We start from the raw sequence: 20293 nt of genomic DNA, 5'->3' as shown, positions 1-20293 counted from the left end.
AGACAAATGCAACTGAAATTTATAATAATAATTTCTCAAAAATCATTGCAGACACGGTTTAATTTATTGGGCTGTGTTGCATTACAAATATTATTTTTTAGCAACTGTGTTTTTGCTCAAAGTAACATTATACCAGATAATACTTTAGGTAGCGATCGCTCCCTTGTCACACCTCTAGATAACATCAACAATTTACCAGTTGACTTAATCGATGGTGGCGCAGTTCGTGGCATCAATTTATTTCACAGTTTCCAAGAATTTAATGTTAGCGAAGGACGAGCAGCATACTTTTTAATTAATAACTCTGACATTCAAAATGTCTTAACTCGCGTCACAGGAAAAAACCCCTCAGAAATTTTCGGAACTCTGGGTATAATTAGCGATTCTAACCCGAATTTATTTTTAATTAACCCCAATGGTATTATCTTCGGCAGCAACGCTAGTTTAGATGTGGGGGCTTCATTTGTTGCCACAACTGCTAATGGCGTTAATTTAGGACAAACGGGTATATTCAGCGCTTCTGAACCTGCCAAAAGTAATTTACTCAGCGTCCAACCTTCAGCATTATTTTTTAATGCTGTTAACAATCAAGCAGAAATTATTAACAATTCTAGGGCTAGTTCGACAGTATTAGGTTCTGTATTGAATGGCAATCCTCAACGTCAAATATCAGGGCTAACAGTACTTGATGGCAAAGATTTATCACTAATAGGCGGAAATGTCACTTTAGATGGAGGGTTTATATTTGCTCCTGGTGGACGAGTTGAATTAGCAGGTTTAACAGAACCAGGAATAATTAATCTAGATACTACGGGTTGGCGTTTTCCTGATAATGTAGCACGAGCAGACGTATCTCTTAAAAATGCAGCTGCTGTTTTTATTGTATCTGGCGATCAAGGTAGTATTGCTGTTAACGCTCGTAATTTTTCTCTTTCAAGTGGTAGCGTTTTCACAGTTCTAAATAACGGTTCAAGGAATATTAATAGTTCCACAGGAAATATTGAAATTACTGCTACAGATAACGTGACTCTTGAGGGTACAAATTCGTCTTTGACTGGAATTAGCAATGCAATACAAGGTACTGGTAATGCGGGAGATATAGTTATCAATACAGGTAATTTTGAAATTATTGGTGATGCCTTAATCGGTTCTTTCACGACTGGAAAAGGTAATGCTGGAAATATTGATATTCGAGCTAGAGACAAAATAACAATTTCTGGAATTGGTGCAACAACTTCAATTAGTAGTTCTGTTGGAGAAACAGCTGAAGGTACGGCAGGAAATATCAACATCCAGACAAAAAATTTTGCTTTAAATAATGGTCAAATTAGCGCTAATAGTTTTGGACGCGGGAATGCAGGTAATATTCAAATAAATGCTGCTGAATCTTTTAGCGTTAAAAATGCACAAATAGGAAGTAGTAATTTTGGACAAGGAGATGCGGGAAATATCACAATAGAAGCAGAAAATGTGGATATTTTATTTGATTCAAGTTTAATATCCAGTACTGCGGGAGGAAGCGGACTATTAGGAACAATAAGTAGTGGACAAGCTGGTGATATTTTAATTAAAGGGCGATCGCTTTCTTTAACTAACAACATTATTCAAACTATTACCGTAGGACAGGGAAACGCCGGAAATATAAGTTTAGACATCCAAGACAATGTTTCTTTCGCAAATAGTTTTATCGTTGGTGTAGTTGCTGATTCAGCTACTGGTCAAGGTGGTAATGTTACTATTGAATCTGGTTCCCTTTCTCTAACTGATGGTTCAGAAGTGAATGTTAGCACAGCAGGTAAAGGGGATGGAGGAAAGATATTTATCAATACGGATTTGCTAGAACTTACTAATAATTCATTCATCGGTTCTAACACTCTTGGAGAAGGAAATGCTGGCAATATAACTATCCAAGCTAGAGATAAAATCTCAATTTCAGGAAACGATAATCAAAGTGGAATAACTAGTAGTGTTGGAGAGTCAGGTATCGGTAACGGAGGAGATATTGATATCCAAACAGGTTCGCTCTTATTAAATAACGCTTTTATTTTTACAGGTAATCTCGGAGCAGGAAAAGCAGGTAATATCCGCATCAATGCTTCTAATTTGATTTCTGCAAGCGGTAACAATTCTGGAATAGCAACTTCTACCGCCGCAGAGGAAAATGCAGGAAATATAACTATCGAAGCAAAAAATGCCTCTGTTTATTTTGAAGGGATTGTGGTACAAAGCGTTGCAGGAAGCAATTCACAAGGGAGGGTAAGCGATGGTGAGGGTAAGGGAGGCGATATCACAATTAAAGCGCGATCGCTTTCTTTAAGCAACGATGCTTATTTCCAAAGCAGCGCTTTCGGACAAGGAAATGGAGGCAATATATTTATAGAAGTGCAGAATGATTTGTCATTGAGCAATTCTTTCATAGATAGTGGAGTGGTAGATACAGCTACTGGTAAGGGTGGTGATATTAATATTCAGTCTGACACGCTTTTTTTGACAAACAACTCTTTTATAAATAGCAGCAGTATTGGTAAAGGAGATTCAGGTAATATATCTATTAATCTGCGTAATAGTTTGCGTAGTAATAACAGTACAATTGGGACAGCTAGCACACAGTCTTCAGGTGGCGGTATCAATATTACAGCACAAGATATCCGGCTGCGGGGTGATAGTGATATTCGGACAAATGTCCTCAGCGGTGCAGGTGGTGGTGGTAATATTACCCTTACTGCTAATACCATCATTGCCTTAGAAGACAGCGACATCTTAGCATTCGCTAGTGATGGTAGAGGCGGCGATATTACTTTTAACACCCAAGCATTTTTAAGTTCTCCACTGTATCGTTCCCAAGCTGAAACAGGCAATAGAGCAAATTTAAGGACAGAATTAGAGGGTAATAATCGCGCCGATATTAACGCCAGTGGTGCAATTTCCGGTAATATCATCGGTGTGCCTGACATCACCTTTCTCCAAAACAGCCTTACGGAATTACAAGATAATCCTATTAATACTAATGCGCTAATTGCTAATAGTTGCATTGCTCGTAGTCCTAAGCAAGAAGGTACTTTTTTCATTACAGGCGTTGGTGGTTTACCTACCCGTCCCGGTAATGCTTCAGCTTCCGGCTATCCTACAGGTGATATACAAAATGTCAGCAATAATAGTGCAACCCATCATTGGAAAAAAGGCGATTCAATCATTGAACCCGAAGGTATTTATCGGCTAGCAAATGGTGAGTTAATAATGAGCCGGAAGTGTCGTTAAAAAGTACAACTCGTCTTAAGGGCACAACAATGTTGTGCCCCTACCGTCGTATTTCATTTATCTGAAAAATCCTGTAAACCCAAAACCTCATGTAGAGACGCGATTTATCGCGTCTTATCTAGACGAAAAATAAACTGGAGGTAAAAGCTGTGATTAATCAAAATTGCTGGAATTGGTATTTACCCTTGGGACTATTGTTAAACTTGGCATTGACAACAAATATCAGCGCCTTGGCTCAAGTAAAAACTGACCAAACATTAGGAACACAAGTTACAGAAAACGGCTCATTTTATTTTATTGAAGGTGGCACAACAGTTGGTAACACAAATCTATTCCACAGTTTCAGTAGTTTTAGTATTCCTAATGGTGGTGCGGGAATTTTTCTCAACGATTCCAGTATTAGTAATATCTTTGCACGAGTAACTGGCGGAACCGCCTCTGATATTCAAGGATTCATTCGTACCCAAGGCACTGCTAATTTATTTTTGATGAATCCCAACGGTATTATCTTTGGAGAAAACACTTTCTTGGATATTCGTGGTTCATTTGTAGCTACCACAGCGAATGCAATTCAATTTCCTGGTGGTGCTGAATTTTCTTTAACTTCCCCAGTTACACCCCAAAATACTTTACTAAGCGTCAATCCTACAGCCTTTTTGTTTAATCAAATTGCCAATCAAGGCGCAAACTCGATTGAAAATCGAGGTATTTTAGCAGTACCAAATAATAAAAGTTTAATATTACTTGGTGGTCGTGTGTTACCTACGCCTGAATCTACAGGGCAAATCTTCATGGATGGAGGATTAGTTGCAGCACGAGGTGGTAGGGTAGAGATTGGTGGATTAAGCGCAGCAGGAACAGTAGGACTCAATATTGATAACAACAATTTCAACTTGACTTTTCCTGATGGTGTAGCGAAAACAGATATCTCACTTGTGAATGTTTCTAGTGCTTTTAGTTTTGGTGCAAGCACTGGTAATGTTATAGTTAATGCGAATAATCTCAACCTAGAAAACTCCAGTAGTATTTATACATCTATAGCTAGAAATCAAGGTACTCCTGAAGCTAAAGCAGGCGATGTTTTCATAAATGCTGATGGAATTATTCGCTTAGAAAATGAAAGTTCTATTGCTAGTCTTGGTATTGGGACAGGAAATACAGGAAACGTCAACATCTCTGCCCAATCGCTAGAACTTTATAATGGAAGTCAAATTAATTCCACTGCTACAAAAGGTAACGCAGGTGGGGTTAATATCAAAGTTGAAGATACAATTTCTCTTATTAATAGCCAAATCATCAGTCAGGCTTTTTCAGCAGAATTAACATCTTCTTCAGAGGTAGTCAGATCCCAAACACGGACTGATGGCAGCAGTAGTGGTATTAATATACAAGCTCGAAATGTTTTGCTTTCAGATCGTGCTTTAATAACTTCTAGCAACATTTTAGCAGGCAAACCTGGAGATGTTAAAATTCAAGCTGATGATTCAATTATTTTGAATGATACAGCGATAATCTCGTCAATTACTGACGGTCAAGAAAACGCAGGAAATTTATCAATTATTGCTAATCGCTTAATTCTAAATAATGGTTTCTCGAACATATCAGCAAGTACTTTTGGCAGTGGTAATGCTGGAAGTATTAATATTAAAGTAAAAGAACTGAGAATGGAAAATAGGTCTTTTATCTCATCAAATGCATTGAACTCACAGACAAATGGTTCTGTTGGTAATGGAGGAAATATTAGTATTGAAGCAGAACAAGTATTTTTAAAGAATGGCGCATTTATAGCTGCTCAATCTGGAGGAGAAGGACAAGGAAAAGTCGGCCGCGGGGGAAACATAACTATTACTGCTAGTGATGGCATAGAAATAGATGGTACAGAAACAAATGTTTTTGCTACTGGCTTTTTAACCTCAAGCAAAGGTAATGATGCAGGCAATATAACTATTAATAGTAAATTTTTACAACTCATTAGTGGAGACATAAGTGCTGGAACTTTGGGTGAGGGTAATGGAGGTAATGTCATTATCAATAGTACAGATGCAGTAGTTCTTGACGATAGCGTTATTACTAGTGAGATAAGAGAAGGTGCAGTGGGAAAAGCTGGAGATATTCAAATTAATACATCAAAATTTACCTTAACAAATGGCGGTCAAATTATTGCAGGTATTAGTGAGCCTAATGGAAATCTCCCTGGAGGACAAGGCGAGGGTGGAAATGTTCGCATTAATGCTGCGGATGCTGTAATTATTTCCGGACTAGATGCAGATGGGTTTCCTAGCTTAATATCAGTTAGAAGCGATAACGGAAGTATTGGAAAACCAGGAAACATTACAATTAACACAGGTTATTTCCGTTTAACAGACAGGGGCGAAATCAGTGCTAGTACAAGTAATTCTAGTGATGGAGGTAATATCACCATCAACGCCCGAACACTTGAAGTGTTGAATGGTGGACGAATTCTCAACTCAACTAGCAGTAGTGGGAATGCTGGTGATATTAATATAAATGCTAAAGATAGTATAACTATTTCTGGTACAGTTGCTGAGAATATTAACGCAGCTATATTTGCAGGCACAAATCCCGATTCTATTGGTAATGGTGGAACGATATCTTTATTCACAAATAACTTCAATGTAGCTAATGGCGCTGGAGTGACTGTACGTAGCGAGGGACAAGGTATTGCAGGGGATATTAATATTATTGCAACAGGAAATTACACTGCAAATAATAGCTTTGTTAGCGCCAGGGCTGAACAAGCAGGCGGTGGGAATATTAATATTACTGCAAAAAACATTAGCTTGCGTAATAACAGTGATATCCGCACCGACCTTTCTACAGGTCAAGCAAATGGAGGTAATATTAATCTAAATGCTAACACTATCATTGCTTTAGAAGATAGCGACATTCTGGCATTTGCACCTGAAGGTCAAGGAGGCAATATTACTTTTAATACCCGTGCTTTATTGACTGCACCATTATACAGTCCGACGCAAACATCAATTGACAGAAATACTCTTGAGTCATTAGCTAATAGCGATCGCACCGATATCAACGCCAGCGGTGCAATATCTGGTAACATCATCGGTGTCCCCGATATCACCTTTATTCAAAACAGCCTCACAGAGTTACAAGATAATCCTATTGATACTAATAGGCTGATTGCTAATAGTTGTATTGCTCGTAGTTCTAAGCAAAAAGGCACTTTTTTAATTACGGGTGTTGGCGGGTTACCTACTCGTCCTAATAATGCAGTAGCCTCAAATTATCCTACAGGTAATGTAGAAAATATCAGCAATAATAATAGTACAAATCGCCAGTGGAAAAAAGGCGATCGCATTATCGAACCACAAGGAGTGTATCGGCTAACAAACGGCGATTTAGTGATGAGCCGAGAATGTCGTTAAACTTATTGAGAGTTTGAAATCCCCGACTTCTTAAAGAAGTCGGGGATCTGATTTTTCATAAAATTCAATAAAATGTAAATATATATTCACCCATCAACCTCACCAGTTTATAGGAAAATAGTATGGCAATGAGCAAAATAGAAAAAATGGGCAAAGTAACTACCACAATCACTATTACTAACCAAATTGACCAAACTCTTGCAGAAAGAGGATTTATTCCAGCAGAACAAATACGTTCAATTACTTTACATGATGTTTTAGTTGATACAGGTGCAACTAGGTTATGCTTGCCTAAAAATATTATTCTTGATTTAGGATTGCCTCTTCAAGGAGAAGTAGATGTTAAAGTCGCTACAGGAGTACACAAAGCTCGGATTTTTAAAATGTTAAATCTTTCAGTTGAGGGAAGAGAAGGAACATTTAATTGTATTGAATTGCCAGAAGGTTCAGATTCTTTATTAGGTTTAATACCTTTAGAAGATTTAGGATTAGAACCCGATTTGGTTAATCAAAAATTACGAGTTTTGCCAGTAGAAGGAAAAGATACTTATTTAATGGTTTTATAATTACAACAGAATTCAGAATTCAGGAGTCAGAATTCAAAATTATCTTTGACAATTATTGGTATTAAAACGCCTGATATCGCAGGGAAAAAGTAAAACCATTATCTTGTAGAGTATTTCCTCCGCTATTCACATCTATTAACGGAATACCATAATCTAAACGCAAATTTAAATTTTGAATTGGTTGCCAAATTAAACCTAATCCCAAACTTGCAAGAGTCTCTGAACTCGAATTAGTACCACGATTATTCCACGCTGTACCAATATCAAAAAAAGGTGCGACTTGCAATGTATTGGAAGATATTAAAGGAATACGAGCTTCAAATGACGCTGTAATTCCATTGTCTGCCACAAATTCATTTTGACGGTAGCCGCGGACTGTATCAACTCCACCAATACTAAACTTTTCTAAAGATAATAAAGAATCTCCTGTGAGTTGTGCATTTAGTCTTGCTAATAAAATTGTTCCTGGTGATAATCGCTGCACCCATTGAAATTGTCCTAGCCAAGAAAAGAAACGTCCGTCAGTACCGGAATCGTTAACTGTAGCGTCAAAAGCATCAATACCAACACTAAATTGAGAACGTGCAGCCAAAACTCTACTAGCACTGCGTTCCACCCAATCTTGTGAAAAACGAATTACTGTCACTTTTGACAAACCGTTTTCTGGGCCTTCAGAAAAAGAAAAAGGAATGTCATTGAGTAAAAATGTTTGACTGCGGCGTAAATCTAACCCTAAACCAATAGCAAATTCGGATTGGGGTTTGCGGTACAAAGGCTGGCGATAATTAAAAGAATAAGTTTGCGCGTCACTTTTAATATCTAACTCGCTAAATTCATCTTCAATGATACGGCTGTCACTATTGTTGACGCGAAAAGCAAGAGTACCGTTATTCGGATTTAGGGGAATTGTATAGCTGAAATTATATATATTCAGCCCTTCAGTAATTCCATATTCAGCAGTTAAACTATCCCCAAAACCCGACAAGTTATCATGGCTGAAAAATATTCCTGCTTGGGTAGAACCAATACTAGGAGTTTGATTGTTGGCTACAAATACTCCACCATGAAATGCAGCTGCTTCGGTAATTGTTACTTGTAAGATATTGCTACCGGGAGTACTACCGGCGGTTAATTGTGCGTTTACCTGTTCTATTAAAGGGTCGAGTTGTAGTAGTTGCAGTGCTTCTTCTAAACGTTTTTGATTTAAAGGTGTAGACGAAGCTTTTCGCAAACGCGATCGCACGTATACTGGTTGTAATCTCCTTAATCCGCCTAGCTCAATTTTTTCTAGTCCACCTTCTACTACTTGAATTTCTACCACACCATCAGTCAGATTTTGATTATTGGGTAAAAATGCGCCACTGGTGACATAGCCATTTTTGATGTAGAGTTCGGTGATGTCTGAACGCAGTTGAATCAAGTCTGCAAAAGTCACTTGACGATTTTCAAATGGCTTGATTAACTCTGCAATTTCATTTTGTAAAACTGTAGCTCCCAGAACTTCGACTTTTTTCACTAGAAAACTTTCACTACTGGGAAAACTCGTATCCGGTGATATTTGTGTTTCAGGAGGAGTCAGAATCTCAGGAGCAGCAGCAGGTGGAGTCGGCGAAGGAGTTGGTGAGGGGGTTGGTTTGGGAATTGTTTGGTCGAGGGTTTCTGGTGTTGTTGGCGGAATATTAACTCCAGGTGGAGGAGTGGACTGAGCAGATACAACACTTGGGAAAATAATTAAACTCAAGACTAGGGATATACTGTAGCGATTAAATCTTGGTTTTTTTCGCTTATTATTCAACTGTAAATCAATATTTCTCACAGCTTTAAATTTAGTAATTAACACTGAAAAATATTTTTATATAACTTAAGTTAAGATTACCATACTGAGTTTTTTCTTGCAAGTAATTGAGGCTAATTTTGCTTTTATTTGAATGGCGATCGCCAATATTATCTTGATTTCTCTTTACTATCTAATAAGTCAAAAATAGAATTAAAATGTAGTAATTATGGCGGGCAAAAAGCCCACCACACAAGAATTTCACAGTGCAACAGCTTATGAACTAAATATCACTTTTCTTGATTTGCAATTGTTTGTAAATTCGCTATTCGTTTTTTGACTAATTCTTCATTGTCTTTGAGTCTAGCTGACTCATATTTGGCAAACTCTTGCACAAGATTTGAACCTACCTGTCCTAACTTTCCAGGACTGGCTGATTTGAGGGCTTCAGCTAAGGCTTCGTACCACAAATTCGCTGCGGCGTAGGTATTGGATTTTTGTAAACCATTGTCTGTAGCCAATAATTTGTTTTCGATTGTAGATGGTATTTCTACAACCATAAATTCTGCTCTTTCTACTAAATCGTCTCCTGGACAACTGATTGCTACTTGCCAAAAATATTTTTTACCTACAGTTAATTTTGGATAACTTTCAGGGAGAGATACTTGGAAAATACCTGGTGATGTATTTTGTTTGATAGGGTTACTTAATGCGGTGACTGTATTATTGGAAACAAACTCAAAAATTTGAAATTCTATTTCATGAGAACTAGATACATAACCTGCAAAAGTAGGACGTGTAGAAGCTGTATAGCCAATGTATGTTTTAGGCGCAAGTAATGTCAGAGGAATTTGATTATCCGACTTCGGACATCCTCTACTACCTCCGCTTCTGGTGTAGTCGCTTGCAGGTTTGCGATCGCCTGGTCTAAAATTAGCACTTGCTAGTGGTGTTAAAAACAATAACAAGCCCACAACACAACTAGTTACTAATTTGACATTGATAGTTTTGTTAAAAAACTGTGACATTTTATGCCTCATATTTAAGCACAGGAATATTTAAATAAATTTACCACCCTCCAATTACTACTATTACTACTATTGCTATTTTCTTAATTTCCAACTTATTTCACAGACCGTTCCTTTGGGGGTAATGCTTTCACGTCTAAAATCACCTCCTAAGTTTTTGGCAATATTTCTCAGTTGTTTTGTTCCTTTATTTTCAATGTATGAAACAAGCCCCGGACCATTATCCTGAATTTTCAGAATATAGAAATCTTCATCTTTTTTGCCAATAGCTTCAATGCGTTTGACACCTTTAGCATGTTTCCCTACGTTGCATAAAGCTTCTTCCAGAAATAAACAAAGTTCTTGTTTATTATTTACACTCAAACATTTATCATCTACTGGTTCAAAAGTACGAATTTTCACTTTAATATTTTTTAAGTATTCTAGATCTTGCCGTTCAAGTGTGCTACTATACACTGCATAAAAAAGCTCATGTATTGGGCGTTTTAAATCAAGCTTTAACCCGCTACCTAAACGCAGACTTTCATCTTGAGATAAAGCCTCAAGCTTGAGATATTCCCCGATTTCTCGAATTTCATAATTAAGTTTTTCTAACTGTAATTTTAATTCCTCATGCGGCCAATCTTGAGCCTGCATCTGTCTCAAGACATTTGCTAAAGTTTGTAGAGGTCCATTATGAATTACAGTAAACGCATGTTCAATTGTATGTTGGCGTTCGTTCATTTTAATTTTAAATACTTGATTATTTTGATATAAAGCAAATGCAAAACCACTCAATCCTAAGCCATTTATTATTAAGGTTAATAAACCCGGTGCTATCGGAATCCACCAACCAAATGAAATTAATACTAAACCCAAACCAAATAAAGCTAAAGCTACTACTACAACTGCCAGTAAATTCTTCCATAAAGATTGGGCTAACCAAAAAAGAATTATCGGATAACAGCCGCAAATTATTATCCATATATATTCCCATTCATTCGACCAAACTTTTAACAGGGGTCGTCCATTAATTACTGCATTAATTATCTGCGAACAAGCGTGAGCATGAAATTCTACTCCATATATTTGCCCAGGAATTTTTTGATAAACAGTTGCAGAGGTATTGACAAAATCAGTGACACTAGTAGCGACAATCCCAATGATGACTACTTTGTCTTGTAGTAAATTTGGATTAAAATTTTGAGTTTTAATATCATTCAATGATAAAACGTGAAAGGGTTTTCTCCCAGCACGAAAATTCATTAATATTTTTAATCCACTACTATTTTCTTTGACATACCCTCCACTATTCGATGAGAAACGAGGCAGTTCTGTAGTTTTAAATTTGATTGTATTTTTGTCAATTATTCCAGTTTCAATATTAATATCTCGATGAGATAAATAAGCTCGTGCTAACTGTAATCCAAAAGAAAATTTATCTTCTTCAGGATTTTGAGGATTTTTAGGCGATGGTGTCCAAAGTAGGTAACGGCGATATTTATTATCCTTATCTACTACGATATCAGAAAAACCTAATTGTTTTTGTGTTAGTTGTGGCGGTGGTGAAATTGGATCTGGAGGTAATACCTTTTCAATACCAATGAGATTTTTAGAATTTTGAAATACTTCTACTAATTTTTGATGACCTGGTTCAACAGGTAAATCTCGAACTATATCAAGACCAATGGCGATGGGTTTATATTTTTGTATTTTCTGGATCAGTGTTGCAATTTCTTCATCGGGAATGGGATACCTACCAAGACTGCGGATATCTTCTTCATTAATACCGACAATCACAACTTTATCATCAGTTACTTCTCTAGGACGTAAACGTAAAAACGTGTCCAACGCCATCAATTCAAAGTCTTGTAAAAATCCGTATGAACGTGCAATGACTATAACAATTAAAAATACTGCTCCTGGAACTGACGCCAATAGTAAAATTTTGATTTCATTTTGAATCCTTCTCCAATTAACCCACACCATAAAGATTTTTAAGGCAAAACTAATAATTCAATGAAGTTCCCAAAATCACTTTTTTATCATAAATAACTAATCAATTAATCCTTCTTGTCTAGCGCGAATTTCTGTTTGAATACGGATATTTTTACCTTCCTTTTTACAGTCTTCTGGATAAAGTCCGAGAACGTCTTGAATTTTTGTCCAGTATGCTCTGACTGCACGTTCAGATCTATACATCCGTTCGGATATTAATTTATCTGTTAATCCTTCTTCAAAAGCTAATCTTAAAACTTCTAACCACTCTGGTTTGAGTTCTAAGCCGTTTTTGATATCTTGTGTATGAGTTGCGCCTTGGAGTGCTATGTAGACGCGAGCTAACATTTCTTGTTCTGATAATCCTTTATCAGCGATCGCAAATCCACCTTGATGCTCGTCAATCTCGTGTTTTATCCTTACCAAAGCCTTTACATAACTGCTTTGCACCATCAAATTTTGCTGGGGATATTGCTTGAGTAACTGTTGAATCAAGTTGATACCCGTATCAATTTGGGCCGTCATTCCTGTTTCTTCTGGTATAGATAAATCCATCACAATCAAGTCAAAGGAAGAAGTCGCAATCTTACTGAGAGCTTCAAATGCGCTTTTAACCTTAATGATATCTGCATTTGGATATTCTTGTTGCAATAAATTAAAGGTTGCAGTCAAGATTAATTGGTGGTCATCAATAAGTAGAATTTTCATCGCTGGTGATTGAGGTAAATCTTGACTTTTTATCAATTTATCAGCATAAACTCTAATCATATTTCTCTAAGCAATCAATTAACGTTTTATAACTTAATAAATATACTGCATACTATAGGATCGGATTTCGGCTACTCTTTGTTTTCATACTTACTTTATAAATAAGTTGTTAACAAGGCTTAGATTTAGCCCACAAGCTAAAGCCTGGGGCTATGAAACCAAGCCTGTCTATCCCTTCTACCCTAAAATGCAGACCGCTCGACGTAGCTTGCTTTCTCGTAAAGTTACGGAAATAATTCTCTACGAGAGGCTACGCCAACGCGAATACAGTAAAAGTTACCGTGAATGCTGACTGCTTTTAATAGGGTATTGTAATTTTTGCAACACATCTATCAAATGACAATGCAGTTTTCTGCAATCTTGCATACACCATCCTGCATCTAAGCAAGCAGCAAAGGTGCGTGAATTATATCGATGCTTTCTCTATTCTATAGGAATCATATTTGATTTTTGAAATATACGTAGGGTGTGTTATGCCGTAGGCTAACGCACCAAAACCTTCGGGTGGTGCGTTACGGAAGCCGTAACACACCCTACACATACTTAGATTTTTTCAGAAATCAAATACTAGTCCTATATTTTATGTACGTAAGTACATTACTAATTGTCAGAATTACTGCTAACAGATTAATCGACGTGGGGGCGTACAGCTTTACGCCTCTACATTCCCTCGTAATTCCAGAATTAAGGAGATAAATTTATGGTTACTTTTCCTGCTGATTTTCTATTCCCTTATCAATGGCATTTGTATAACCCTGGTGGTTTAGACCTTAACGTTGTTAATGTATGGGATGACTATACAGGGAATGGTGTTGTTGTTGGTGTTATTGATGATGGATTTGATTATCTCCACTACGACCTGGACGATAATTATGACGCAACAATTGATTATGACAGTATCGACCAAGATTTTATTCCCTTCGGAGATATCTATGAGGATAGCCACGGGACATCAGTAGCAGGTATTATTGCTGCTGAGGCCAACGGAGTTGGTAGTGTGGGCGTTGCTTTCAATGCAACAATTGCTGGTATTAGAGCGATTCCTGGCTCTATATACACTGCGACTGATGCGCTGTGGCGTGCTGTGAATTTTGATGTTGTCAATAATAGCTGGGGTTTTGGAACCAACTTTTTTCTCGATAATTTTTATAATGCCCCACAAACAGGACAAGCTATTGTAAATGCTGTTGCTAATGGACGTAATGGATTAGGAACAGCGATCGTATTTGCAGCCGGTAACGATCGCGAAAAAGGAGATAATACTAACTATCACAACTTTCAGAACTCTCGCCACGTCATTACCGTAGCAGCCCTCAATTCTGATGGTTCGGCATCTGCATACAGTACTCCAGGGGCTTCGATTCTGGTTTCTGCGTTTGGGAGCGGTAGTTATGGCAGTATTGTAACCACCGATCGCATCGGATATGGCGGCTATGATTACGGTGATTATAATTACAGTTTTAACGGCACTTCAGCCGCCGCCCCAATGGTTTCTGGCGTAATTGCCTTAATGTTGGAAGCAAATCCCAATTTAGGTTATCGAGATATCCAAGAAATTCTTGCCTATTCTGCTCGTCAAAACGATCCTTCTGCATGGGGAGCAGATTATATTTGGCAATTCAACGGCGCTAACAACTGGAATGGCGGAGGCTTACATGTCAGCCAAGACTATGGATTTGGATTAGTTGACGCTCATGCTGCTGTGCGTTTAGCAGAAACTTGGCAAAATGAAAGCCGATTAGACAACGAGCAGAGTCTTTCTTTTAGTTCGGGTAATTTAGGCTGGATTATCCCAGATAACAATAACGCAGGTATTAGCCATACGTTTACTGTCGGCGCAGATTTAGATATTGACACTGTTGAAGTGGAACTCGATCTGACTCATCCCTATCGCGGCGATTTGGTTGTTTATCTGACTTCTCCCAGTGGAACTGAAAGTGTTCTTGTTCACCAACCTGGCAATAAGGAAGATGATGGAGACAATATCGTGTTTAAGTTTTCTAGCACGCAACACTGGGGAGAAAACAGCGCTGGCAACTGGACACTCACAGTTAAGGATTTAGGCCCTACAGATATTGGTATCTTCAATAGTTGGAAATTAAATTTATATGGAGATGCAGATACTGTTAATGATACTTATTTCTACACCAATGAGTACGGCATTTATGGCGCCACAACTCTGACTGATACTTCCGGTATCGATACAATTAATGCTGCGGCAATTACTTCCAATTCTTTCCTCAACCTGACTCCGGGTTCTGTGAGTACCTTGAACGCAACAGCCCTAACTATCAGCGCCGAAACCGTGATTGAAAATGCCTTGGGTGGTGATGGCGATGACATGATTATTGGTAATAGTGCTGCTAACATTTTGTATGGTGGCAGAGGCGATGACATCCTGGTTGGCGGAACTGGCAACGATACGCTAATTGGTGGGACGGGATATGATTACTTTACCTTCTACTCTCCGACTGAAGGAAGTGATACAATTAGTGATTTTAACACCCTTGATGATACTATTTTTATATCTGCGGCTGGTTTTGGTAGTGGACTAATTGGTGGTGCTGCGATCGCTGTTAATCAATTCGCTTTAGGTTTGGCAGCTACGACGAGTGATAGTAGATTTATCTTTAATCAAGATAACGGTTCTTTATTTTTCGATCAAGACGGAACAGGAGCGATCGCTCAAACCCAAATTGCTACTCTCAACACCGGATTTTCTTTGAGCAATGCTAATATTTACGTTTTTGCTTAGATAACTTAACCACACAAGAAGTTAAAAATCAAGTTTTTCGTCAATATGCGATCGAGAGATTTGAAATTAAATCAGAGGATAGTACTAAAATACTATCCTCTGATTTATATTGACATGATAATTGCAACAACGAAACAAAAGTTAATATTGAAATTTAATTTTTTATTACAAAAACAAAGATTTTGTATAACAAGTAACTTTTTACTAGTAAACTATCGCACTAATATCACAATTTAATCATTGATATTGTCAACTTCCTATGAGTTGGCTAATTCATCAAGAAGAAAATTCATCAAATATATGACAAGAGAATTTAACCGCCGCAAGTTTTTAATCTTCGGATCTGTAAGTTTCACAAGCAGCATTTTTCTAAAGGCTTGCGCGAATAATACCCCAGTTGCTACAGAAACTGCTCCTCCGGCCGCTTCTCCTGTTGCTGCTGCTACTGGCGGGACTATCAAAGTAGGCATATTGCACTCCCTGAGTGGTACGATGGCTATTAGTGAAAAAAGCGTTGTTGACGCTGAAAAATTAGCAATTAAAGAAATTAATGCTAGTGGTGGTGTTTTAGGTAAACAAATTGAAGCAATTAGTGAAGATGGTGCTTCTAACTGGGATACTTTTAGAGAAAAGGCAACCAAGCTAATAGATCAAGATAAAGTCGCCGTAGTTTTTGGTTGTTGGACTTCTGCTAGCCGCAAGAACGTCAAACCAGTATTTGAGAGCAAAAATCATATGCTCTGGTATCCCGTACAATACGAAGGTCAAGAGTGTTCTAAAAACATTTTTTATACTGGCGCCGCGCCAAATCAACAAATCGAACCATCTGTTGATTGGTTGTTGAAAAATAAAGGTAAAGAATTCTTTTTAGTTGGTTCTGACTACGTTTTTCCTCGAACAGCTAACACAATCATCAAATCCCAATTAGAAGCTTTAGGTGGTAAAACAGTCGGCGAAGATTATTTACCATTGGGTAACACAGAAGTTACACCAATTATCACTAAAATCAAACAAAATTTACCCAACGGTGGCGTTATTTATAACACCTTAAATGGTGATAGCAATGTTGCTTTCTTCAAACAACTAAAAGGTGCTGGATTAACACCAGATAAATATCCTTCTATGTCTGTAAGTATTGCTGAAGAAGAAGTTAAAGCAATTGGTGTAGAGTATCTCAAAGGTCATTACGCTGCTTGGAATTATTTCCAAACAGTAGACACACCTGCTAACAAAAAGTTTGTTGCTGCTTTCAAAAAAGAATACGGTGAAAACCGGGTTACAAATGACCCAATGGAAGCAGCATATATCGCAGTTTATTTGTGGAAACAAGCAGTAGAAAAAGCTGGGACTACTGATTTAGAGAAAGTGCGTGCTGCAGCAGTCGGCCAAACTCTAGATGCACCTGAAGGTAAAGTGACAATGGATGCCAATCATCACATCTCTAAAATTGTGCGAATTGGCGAAGTCAGACAAGATGGTTTGTTTGATATTGTCTATGCGACGCCTGCACCAGTTGAACCAGTTCCTTGGAATCAATTTGTGAAAGAAACTAAGGGATTTGCTTGTGATTGGACCGACCCAGCGAAGGGCGGTAAATATAAGAAAGTTTAAATAATTCGTAATTCGTAATTCGTAATTCGTAATTAATTACCAATTACGAATTAGTATATGGAGAAGTAAACAAGTGTTAGCAGGTTTTTTAGAGGCTATCTTTAATGGGATTAGTATTGGCGCTGTATTATTAATTGCAGCGTTGGGATTAGCCATTGTATTTGGATTGATGGGTGTCATTAATATGGCACATGGCGAATTGATGATGTTTGGTGCCTATACAACATTTGTTGTGCAGAATGGCTGTAAACAATTGGGCGGAGTGTGGTTTGAAGGTTATATATTTTTGGCTTTGATTATTGCTTTTATTTTCACAGCCTTTGTGGGATTAATTTTAGAAAAGGGTGTAATTCGCTATCTCTATGGGCGTCCCCTAGAAACTCTCTTGGCAACTTGGGGAGTGAGTTTAATTTTTCAACAATTTGTTCGCAGTGTGAATTGGGTTTTAATAATTGGCATAGCTATATTTTCTCTGTTGTTTTTTGGCGGGTTATGGATTTTAAATTCTCGCACAAATTTAGAAAGAGTTCGTAGTTGGGTTGTGGCGGTGTTGTTATTGCTATCGCTGGGGATAACAATCATCACGGGCAATTTATTAAGCCAAACTTATCAGCTAGCAGTAACTCAACCTTGGTTCGGCGCTCAAAATGTGGATGTAACTGCACCTACTTGGTTACAAGCGGGGATGTCTTTGGGTGGCGTGCAATTGCCTTTTGCAAGGTTATTTATTATTGCTTTAACAATCATTTGTGTGGCGGGTATTTACGTATTTTTGCAACGTTCTAGCTGGGGTTTAAGAATTCGGTCTGTGACGCAAAACCGCAGTATGAGTGCTTGTTTGGGTATCCCGACTCAAAAAGTTGATGCGGTTACTTTTGCACTTGGTTCTGGTTTAGCTGGCGTGGCTGGATGTGCGATTAGTTTACTAGGTTCTGTAGGCCCAAACACCGGACAAAACTATATTATTGACACTTTTATGGTTGTTGTCGTTGGGGGTGTGGGGAATTTAGCAGGTAGTATTGTCGCAGCTTTGGCAATTGGTACAGCTAATTTTTTAATCGGTTCTGGAACTTTGGCTTTGTTGTTGAGTTCTGTGAAACCTTTGGCAGATTTCTTTACCTTTTTTGCCACGACAAGTATGGCCAAGGTAATGGTATTTGCGCTGATTATTGTGTTTTTGCAGTGGAAGCCTGGCGGAATTTTCCCGCAGAAGGGACGTACTGTTGATGTTTAAATTGAACGCACAGATGCAGAGAATGAAGCAGAAGAGAGGATTATTGATTGAAGTGGGAGTGGTGGTGGCGATCGCACTTTCCCTGATTACCATTATGCCACTGGTGCTGTCGGAGTTTCGCCTGAATTTGTTGGGGCGATTTTTATCGCTGGCGATCGTGGCTTTGGGTATTGATTTGATTTGGGGGTATACTGGTTTATTGAGTTTGGGACATGGGATTTTCTTTGGCTTGGGTGGATATGCGATCGCCATGTACCTCAAACTGCAAGTTCCAACTGGTGAATTACCCGATTTCATGGGACTTTATGGAGTTACGGAACTTCCCGCTTTTTGGCAACCTTTTTATTCTTTTCCTTTGACAATAGCTGCCGTGATATTAATTCCAGGCTTATTGGCAGGATTGTTGGGATATTTAGTATTTAGAAATCGCCTCAAGGGAGTTTATTTTTCTATATTGACTCAAGCCGGAACCATTGTCTTTTTCAACTTCTTCAATGGTCAACAAAAATTATTCAACGGTACGAATGGGCTGATAGATTTTACAACTTTATTTGGGGCAACAGTCAGCGATACTAAAACACAATTTGTATTTTACACGTTGACAGTGGTATTTCTCGCCGCTACCTACGGAATTTGTCGCTGGCTGACAAGCGGACGCTTTGGCAGATTGTTAATAGCGATTCGCGATGATGAAAGTCGAGTCAGATTTTCTGGCTATGACCCTACAGATTTTAAGGTGCTGGTGTTTGGAGTTTCAGGTGCGATCGCAGGCATAGCAGGAGCATTTTACACCGTTCAAAGTGGTTCTGTGTCACCCAGAGCGATGGATATTGCCTTTTCCATTGAAATGGTAATTTGGGTCGCTGTAGGAGGACGCGCTACTTTAATTGGCGCAATTGTCGGAACTTTATTAGTCAATTATGCCCGCACTTTTTTAAGCGAACAATTTGCTGAAATCTGGCTATTTTTCCAAGGCGCACTATTTTTGATTGTCGTAACAGTGCTTCCTGACGGCATAGTTGGATGGTTGCGTCGTCAGAATCTTTCTTTTTTCAAAGGCCCTCAAGAAATTGTTACATACCCTGCTTTAGAAGAAGACATCGAAGTGCAACATGAACGCGAAAATATTAGAAACTGAAAATGTAACTGTTAGCTTTGATGGTTTTAAAGCTATAAATAAGCTAAACTTTAGCATGGATGTGGGTGAGTTACGAGTAGTAATTGGGCCAAATGGTGCGGGAAAGACAACATTTTTAGATGTCATTACCGGGAAAGTGAAACCAACCATTGGGCGAGTTTTATTCAAAGGTAGAAACCTACGTTCTTTCTCCGAACATCAAATTGCGCGGTTGGGAATTGGGCGCAAATTCCAAACACCAAGAGTTTATCTAAATTTAACGCCCCGTGAAAATTTAGAAATTACCAACAACCGCAATAAAAATGTCTTTTCTACTTTGTTTGGCAGCTCTAGTATTACCGAAAAAAATAGTATTAAAGGCTTATTAGAAACCATCGGTTTAACTGCTAAAGCAGACATTCCAGCAGCTTTACTTTCTCATGGAGAAAAGCAACGTTTAGAAATTGGGATGTTAGTAGCACAGTCTCCTGATTTATTACTCGTTGATGAACCTGTTGCTGGTTTAACAGATGAAGAAACCTACAACGTTGGCGAACTACTTTTAGCTTTAGCTCAGAGTCATTCAATCTTAGTCATTGAACACGATATGGAATTTGTGCGTCAAATTGCTCGCAAAGTAACAGTATTACATCAAGGTTCGGTGCTGTGCGAAGGGAATTTTGAAGAAGTACAAAATGACCCCCGCGTCATTGAAGTATATTTAGGAAAACAGGAAGAATAAAGACAGTTGACCGTTGACAGTCAACCATCAACAGCCAACGACTTGAAGCAGAATAA

General features: G+C 38.1%; 13 protein-coding genes. 8 read left to right on the top strand and 5 right to left on the bottom strand.

Annotated features, from left to right (window positions below):
- Positions 1-6: 6 nt before the first annotated feature.
- From ACM0OY_RS02715 to ACM0OY_RS02705, 3 genes are all read left to right on the top strand, one after another.
- The gene (locus ACM0OY_RS02715) at positions 7-3258 is read left to right on the top strand and encodes a filamentous hemagglutinin N-terminal domain-containing protein (RefSeq protein WP_414567352.1); all 3252 of its coding nucleotides are present in this window, start codon (positions 7-9) and stop codon (positions 3256-3258) included.
- Positions 3259-3407: 149 nt separating this feature from the next.
- Complete coding sequence (locus ACM0OY_RS02710; protein WP_414567351.1) at positions 3408-6665, top strand: filamentous hemagglutinin N-terminal domain-containing protein; 3258 nt, start codon at positions 3408-3410, stop codon at positions 6663-6665.
- 122 nt (positions 6666-6787) lie between these two features.
- The gene (locus ACM0OY_RS02705; RefSeq protein WP_414567350.1) at positions 6788-7231 is read left to right on the top strand and encodes a retroviral-like aspartic protease family protein; all 444 of its coding nucleotides are present in this window, start codon (positions 6788-6790) and stop codon (positions 7229-7231) included.
- A 61-nt stretch (positions 7232-7292) separates the two neighbouring features.
- Here the strand turns inward: ACM0OY_RS02705 and ACM0OY_RS02700 are convergent, their stop codons facing one another.
- The 4 genes from ACM0OY_RS02700 to ACM0OY_RS02685 all read right to left on the bottom strand — a co-directional run bounded on the left by ACM0OY_RS02700 (position 7293) and on the right by ACM0OY_RS02685 (position 12778).
- Positions 7293-9047, bottom strand: coding sequence for a ShlB/FhaC/HecB family hemolysin secretion/activation protein (locus ACM0OY_RS02700; protein ID WP_414567349.1), 1755 nt, complete (start codon positions 9045-9047; stop codon positions 7293-7295).
- A gap of 248 nt (positions 9048-9295) precedes the next feature.
- Positions 9296-10033: a DUF928 domain-containing protein gene (locus ACM0OY_RS02695; RefSeq protein ID WP_414567348.1), complete on the bottom strand. Its 738-nt coding sequence runs from the start codon at positions 10031-10033 to the stop codon at positions 9296-9298.
- 75 nt (positions 10034-10108) lie between these two features.
- A complete protein-coding gene (locus tag ACM0OY_RS02690) occupies positions 10109-12001 on the bottom strand; it encodes a CHASE2 domain-containing protein (RefSeq protein ID WP_414567347.1) in 1893 nt (630 codons plus the stop codon).
- A 66-nt stretch (positions 12002-12067) separates the two neighbouring features.
- Positions 12068-12778, bottom strand: coding sequence for a response regulator transcription factor (locus ACM0OY_RS02685; protein WP_322732354.1), 711 nt, complete (start codon positions 12776-12778; stop codon positions 12068-12070).
- Between the two features lie 700 nt (positions 12779-13478).
- Here ACM0OY_RS02685 and ACM0OY_RS02680 point away from each other — a divergent pair.
- Positions 13479-15533, top strand: a complete 2055-nt coding sequence (locus ACM0OY_RS02680; RefSeq protein WP_414567346.1) for a S8 family serine peptidase — start codon at positions 13479-13481, stop codon at positions 15531-15533.
- 257 nt (positions 15534-15790) lie between these two features.
- Here the strand turns inward: ACM0OY_RS02680 and ACM0OY_RS02675 are convergent, their stop codons facing one another.
- Positions 15791-16003 (bottom strand): hypothetical protein, encoded by a 213-nt coding sequence (locus tag ACM0OY_RS02675; protein WP_414567345.1) that lies wholly within the window; start codon positions 16001-16003, stop codon positions 15791-15793.
- A 22-nt stretch (positions 16004-16025) separates the two neighbouring features.
- On the opposite strand from ACM0OY_RS02675, the gene urtA reads away from it, so the two are divergent.
- The 4 genes from urtA to urtD all read left to right on the top strand — a co-directional run bounded on the left by urtA (position 16026) and on the right by urtD (position 20237).
- Positions 16026-17144, top strand: a complete 1119-nt coding sequence (gene urtA / locus ACM0OY_RS02670; RefSeq protein WP_414567344.1) for an urea ABC transporter substrate-binding protein — start codon at positions 16026-16028, stop codon at positions 17142-17144.
- Between the two features lie 73 nt (positions 17145-17217).
- Positions 17218-18378 carry an urea ABC transporter permease subunit UrtB gene (gene urtB, locus ACM0OY_RS02665; protein WP_322732358.1) on the top strand — a complete coding sequence of 387 codons (1161 nt, stop codon included), beginning with the start codon at positions 17218-17220 and terminating at the stop codon, positions 18376-18378.
- On the top strand, positions 18371-19516 hold the full coding sequence (gene urtC / locus ACM0OY_RS02660; RefSeq protein ID WP_414567343.1) for an urea ABC transporter permease subunit UrtC: 1146 nt from the start codon (positions 18371-18373) through the stop codon (positions 19514-19516). Before urtB ends, urtC begins: the two co-directional genes overlap by 8 nt.
- Positions 19491-20237, top strand: a complete 747-nt coding sequence (gene urtD / locus ACM0OY_RS02655; protein WP_414567342.1) for an urea ABC transporter ATP-binding protein UrtD — start codon at positions 19491-19493, stop codon at positions 20235-20237. The genes urtC and urtD overlap by 26 nt, the downstream gene beginning before the upstream one ends.
- The last annotated feature ends 56 nt before the right edge of the window (positions 20238-20293 follow it).

This window comes from Nostoc sp. CCY 9925, assembly GCF_963920935.1.
GTDB lineage: Bacteria > Cyanobacteriota > Cyanobacteriia > Cyanobacteriales > Nostocaceae > Nostoc.
This window is presented reverse-complemented; position numbering and strand designations above follow the sequence as displayed.

What these genes read in the sequence shown, in the direction of transcription:
- ACM0OY_RS02715 (WP_414567352.1), top strand. Translation starts at nt 7, where the DNA reads ATGCAACTGAAATTTATAATAATAATTTCTCAAAAATCATTGCAGACA.
- ACM0OY_RS02705 (WP_414567350.1), top strand. Translation starts at nt 6,788, where the DNA reads ATGGCAATGAGCAAAATAGAAAAAATGGGCAAAGTAACTACCACAATC.
- ACM0OY_RS02695 (WP_414567348.1), bottom strand. Translation starts at nt 10,033, where the DNA reads ATGTCACAGTTTTTTAACAAAACTATCAATGTCAAATTAGTAACTAGT.
- ACM0OY_RS02690 (WP_414567347.1), bottom strand. Translation starts at nt 12,001, where the DNA reads ATGGTGTGGGTTAATTGGAGAAGGATTCAAAATGAAATCAAAATTTTA.
- ACM0OY_RS02685 (WP_322732354.1), bottom strand. Translation starts at nt 12,778, where the DNA reads ATGATTAGAGTTTATGCTGATAAATTGATAAAAAGTCAAGATTTACCT.
- ACM0OY_RS02680 (WP_414567346.1), top strand. Translation starts at nt 13,479, where the DNA reads ATGGTTACTTTTCCTGCTGATTTTCTATTCCCTTATCAATGGCATTTG.
- ACM0OY_RS02675 (WP_414567345.1), bottom strand. Translation starts at nt 16,003, where the DNA reads ATGCCTACTTTGATAGTCCCGCCAGTAGCAGCAGCAACAGGAGAAGCG.
- urtA (WP_414567344.1), top strand. Translation starts at nt 16,026, where the DNA reads ATGGCTATTAGTGAAAAAAGCGTTGTTGACGCTGAAAAATTAGCAATT.
- urtC (WP_414567343.1), top strand. Translation starts at nt 18,371, where the DNA reads ATGTTTAAATTGAACGCACAGATGCAGAGAATGAAGCAGAAGAGAGGA.
- urtD (WP_414567342.1), top strand. Translation starts at nt 19,491, where the DNA reads ATGAACGCGAAAATATTAGAAACTGAAAATGTAACTGTTAGCTTTGAT.